At 45.8% G+C, this 4,047-nt stretch carries 6 protein-coding genes; 4 read left to right on the top strand and 2 right to left on the bottom strand.

Annotated elements, in window-relative coordinates; genetic code table 11:
• Positions 1-384: hypothetical protein (locus QVP40_RS03485; RefSeq protein WP_288200308.1), on the top strand; the 384-nt coding region annotated here is incomplete at its 5' end.
• Between the two features lie 72 nt (positions 385-456).
• Here the strand turns inward: QVP40_RS03485 and QVP40_RS03480 are convergent.
• Positions 457-975: a VanZ family protein gene (locus tag QVP40_RS03480; RefSeq protein WP_022067108.1), complete on the bottom strand. Its 519-nt coding sequence runs from the start codon at positions 973-975 to the stop codon at positions 457-459.
• Between the two features lie 165 nt (positions 976-1,140).
• Between QVP40_RS03480 and thyA the strand changes: the two genes are divergently transcribed.
• Together thyA and QVP40_RS03470 are read left to right on the top strand one after the other, a co-directional pair.
• Entirely contained in the window at positions 1,141-1,989 is an 849-nt protein-coding gene (gene thyA / locus QVP40_RS03475; protein ID WP_022067107.1) for a thymidylate synthase, read from the top strand.
• 20 nt (positions 1,990-2,009) lie between these two features.
• On the top strand, positions 2,010-2,501 hold the full coding sequence (locus QVP40_RS03470; RefSeq protein ID WP_022067106.1) for a dihydrofolate reductase: 492 nt from the start codon (positions 2,010-2,012) through the stop codon (positions 2,499-2,501).
• 86 nt (positions 2,502-2,587) lie between these two features.
• Here QVP40_RS03470 and QVP40_RS03465 read toward each other — a convergent pair whose 3' ends face one another.
• Positions 2,588-3,613 carry a branched-chain amino acid aminotransferase gene (locus tag QVP40_RS03465; protein WP_022067105.1) on the bottom strand — a complete coding sequence of 342 codons (1,026 nt, stop codon included), beginning with the start codon at positions 3,611-3,613 and terminating at the stop codon, positions 2,588-2,590.
• 198 nt (positions 3,614-3,811) lie between these two features.
• Here QVP40_RS03465 and QVP40_RS03460 point away from each other — a divergent pair.
• On the top strand, positions 3,812-4,047 hold a 236-nt coding region (locus tag QVP40_RS03460; RefSeq protein WP_330361880.1), incomplete at its 3' end, for a hypothetical protein.

Raw genomic sequence — 4,047 nt, 5'->3', positions numbered from 1 at the left:
CAGGAAAGACCTGCGGCAAATTTCGGCCTTCTGCTTCTTGCCGGAGTATACCTTCTCTATACAGGTTATAAGCTCTGCGCAAACGTGCTGAAAGGCGAAGAGGGAGCAAGCTGGGGATTCTTCATCGCGGGAGCAGCTTTTCTGATCATTGGCGCAGGGATGCTTTTTGTGGCAGCAAAGACTGCGAAACAGAGAAGCGATGCCAAAAAGGCTGCAGCGGCGGAAGAGGAAAAGGAAGATCCGGTTGAGCCGGTTCAGGAGCCTAAGAGAATGACCATTGCAGAGCGTGCGAAACTGGCGGGAAATGTAGCGGAGAAAGAGGCACAGGAAGCGCAGAATTCTGATACAGAAGAGGAGAACGATAAGGACGAAGATCAGGAATAAGCTCCGGGAGAAATCAGAATATTGTAAAAAGGCCGGGGGAACATGAAAATCCATGTTCCCCCGGTCTGTGTGTTACCGCCTTTTATGGCGCTTTTTGTTTCCGGAAGAAGGCGCGTGGAGGGTGGACCAGCAAAAGAGCTGAACCAGAAGGATCCCGATCAGAGCGCCCAGGCTGTCAAAGCCTACGTCCCGGATCCCGGGAGAACGGCCGGCCACAAAGGACTGATGATATTCATCCAGCCCGGCAAATCCCACGCAGATGATCCCGGCAAGAAGAAACAGCCGCAGTCCTCTGATGCGATATACATAAAATGGAAAAGAAACAGCAACGGCAAGCAGGCAGTATTCTGTCATGTGTGCGGCCTTGCGGACATAGTAATGAATCTGCTCTGCCTCGTATGCAAGCTCTTCATAGCTTTTTCCGGTATTGAGAAGTTCGTTTTTGGTTTCTACGATCTGGTAGCTGATTTTGTAGCTGAGATTCCCGGACACCTCCCCGGTCTGGGCAGAAAATGAAAAAATAATATACATCATCAGCAGCGCTGGCAGAAACGAAAGTGGTTTTAAAAGTGTTATGAGTATTTTTTTCATGAGTTTTAATATAGCACGGCGGCATTGGTTTGTAAAGCACTCTGGCAATCACGGCTCTGGTATGGTATAATAACAGGCAGAGTCCGGCCTGCCGGGAAAACGACTTTTGAAGCAGCAGATTTTCCGGAAAGGCCCAGGAAACAAAAGCAAAAAGGAGGCGCGGACATGAGTGTTGCAGATACAATATTTATTAATATGTGCAGAGATGTGATTGAAAACGGCACCAGCACAGAGGGGGAAAAGGTACGTCCGGTATGGGAGGACGGAACGCCTGCTTATACAATAAAAAAGTTCGGAGTGGTAAACCGGTATGATCTCAGAAAGGAATTTCCGGCTCTGACTCTTCGTAAGACCGCACTGAAAAGCGCAATGGATGAGATCCTCTGGATCTGGCAGAAAAAGTCAAATAACATTCATGACCTGAACAGTCATATCTGGGACAGCTGGGCAGATGAGACAGGCTCTATCGGTAAGGCCTACGGATATCAGATGCAGGTGAAACATGAATATAAAGAAGGAATGATGGATCAGGTAGACCGTGTTCTCTATGACCTGAAACACAATCCTTACAGCCGCAGGATCATGACGAATATTTATGTGCATCAGGATCTTCATGAAATGAATCTTTATCCCTGCGCATATTCCATGACCTTTAATGTGACAAAGGAACCGGGAAAAGACAAGCTGACTTTAAATGCGATCCTGAATCAGAGATCTCAGGATATTCTGGCAGCAAACAACTGGAACGTGTGCCAGTATTCCATTCTTCTTATGATGTTTGCCCAGGTGTGTGACATGGAGGCAGGAGAGCTTGTTCATGTGATCTCAGACTGTCATATTTATGACAGGCACATTCCGGTAATAAAAGAGCTGATCAGCAGAACCCCGTATCCGGCGCCTTCTGTGAGACTGAATCCGGAGATTAAGGACTTTTATGATTTTACAGTGGATGATCTGATTGTGGAAAATTATCAGACCTGGCCACAGATTAAAAATATTCCTATTGCAATCTAAAAACAGAAAGGAAAAATACCATGAATATCATTGTAGCAGTTGACAAAAACTGGGCCATCGGAAAGGACAACAAGCTTCTTGTAGCCATTCCGGCAGATATGAAAATGTTTCGTCAGGAGACAACCGGAAAGGTGATCGTACTGGGAAGAAAAACACTGGAAACATTTCCAAGAGGACTTCCTCTGAAAAACAGAACCAACATTATCCTTACCACAAATAAAGACTTTAAGGTAAAGGATGCAACCGTGGTTCACAGTATCGAAGAGCTTCTGGAAGAAATAAAAAAATATCCGTCCGATCAGGTTTACTGTGTGGGTGGAGACAGCGTATACAAACAGCTTCTTCCTTATTGTGACACAGCTCATGTGACAAAGATCGACTTTGGATATGAGGCAGACCGCTATTTCCCAAATCTGGACGAGTCTCCGGAATGGGAGATTACAGCCAGGAGCGAAGAGCAGACTTATTTTGATCTGGAATATGAGTTTGTGAAATACGAAAGAGTAAAATAAAAATATGATACAGGAACAGACATGTTCCGGAAAAGAAAACGCTGCAGAGCCTATATTTTCTGCAGCGTTTGACTTTTTGGAAGTTATTATTCGATTACCTGAAGCCAGCCTTCCGGAGCTTCCAGACGTCCCATCTGGATACCGGTAAGAGCTTCATAAAGCTTTTTGGTTACAGGCCCCATCTCTGTCATGCCGGAGGGGAAGCAGATTTCTTTTCCGTGGTCCACGATTTTTCCTACAGGAGAAATAACAGCTGCAGTACCGCAAAGGCCGCACTCTGCAAAATCTTTTACCTCCTCCAGTGTAACCTCGCGTTCCTCTGCTTCCAGACCAAGGCAGTGCTGAGCTACATAGATAAGAGAACGGCGGGTAATGGAAGGCAGGATACTGTCGGATTTCGGAGTAACCACTTTTCCGTCTTTTGTAACAAAAAGGAAGTTGGCGCCGCCGGTCTCCTCTACCTTTGTTCTGGTAGCTGCATCCAGGTACATGTTTTCGTCGTAGCCCTGGCGGTGAGCGTCCATGATCGCATGCATACTCATAGCATAATTCAGTCCGGCCTTGATATGACCTGTACCATGAGGAGCAGCCCGGTCAAAATCTGTGACACGGATAGTAAGAGGCTTTACGCCTCCCTTGAAGTATGGGCCAACCGGGGTGGTAAATACCCGGAACTGATATTCGTCAGCAGGTTTTACACCGATGACCGGATTTGTCCCAAACATATAGGGACGGATATAAAGGGTAGCTCCGGAACCAAAAGGCGGAACATAAGCGGCGTTGGCCTTTACGGTGTCCACAACGGCCTGAATGAACCGGTCTTTTGGAAATACCGGCATTTCCAGTCGTTTTGCAGAGTTTTCCATACGTTCTGCATTCAGGTCAGGGCGGAAGGTTACGATCCGTCCGTCTTCTGTTGTGTATGCTTTCATTCCCTCAAAAACAGTCTGAGCATACTGAAGAACGCCGGCACATTCATTGATCACAACAGTTGCGTCTTCTGTCAGCTTTCCTTCGTCCCAGGAACCGTTTTTAAAGTCTGAGACAAAGCGATAATCAGTCTGGACATAGCCAAAACCCAGATTTCCCCAGTCAATGTTCTTTTTTTCCATAATATCATCCTCCTGTTATCCTGTGACAACAGCCTTTTAAATACTTTGCCACGTTACTGTGAGATATAATCAGTGTAGCACTTTTGCCGGTGAACTTCAATGAAAACTTGTATTTTGACCGGTACTTCGCTATAATAAATATACAGTCTGCACGGGAGCAGATCCCAAAAAGCAGAAGCAGTCTGATGGAGACAGAATATGGAAAAAAATCAAAAAAACAACAGTCAGGATTTTGATTTTTCTGTTGTGGAAGATAAAATACAGCAGGTTCAGAACATCATCGAAAAGGCTGTAAAATCTAAAGATTTTCAGGAAATGAGCCAGTCAGTGACACAGATGGTAAATAAAACCCTGGATCAGTATAAAAAAGAGCATCCGGAAATGGGAAAAACCAGGGAGAAGCCGCAGGCTGATCAGCGCAGTGACCGGGAATC

Origin of the sequence: Blautia sp. CAG:257 (assembly GCF_000433815.1) — a bacterium.
In the GTDB taxonomy this organism is placed as follows: domain Bacteria; phylum Bacillota; class Clostridia; order Lachnospirales; family Lachnospiraceae; genus Blautia_A; species Blautia_A caecimuris.
This window is presented reverse-complemented; position numbering and strand designations above follow the sequence as displayed.

Coding starts and splice junctions, on each gene's coding strand:
- QVP40_RS03465 (WP_022067105.1), bottom strand. CDS start 3,613: ATGGAAAAAAAGAACATTGACTGGGGAAATCTGGGTTTTGGCTATGTC.
- QVP40_RS03470 (WP_022067106.1), top strand. CDS start 2,010: ATGAATATCATTGTAGCAGTTGACAAAAACTGGGCCATCGGAAAGGAC.
- QVP40_RS03480 (WP_022067108.1), bottom strand. CDS start 975: ATGAAAAAAATACTCATAACACTTTTAAAACCACTTTCGTTTCTGCCA.
- thyA (WP_022067107.1), top strand. CDS start 1,141: ATGAGTGTTGCAGATACAATATTTATTAATATGTGCAGAGATGTGATT.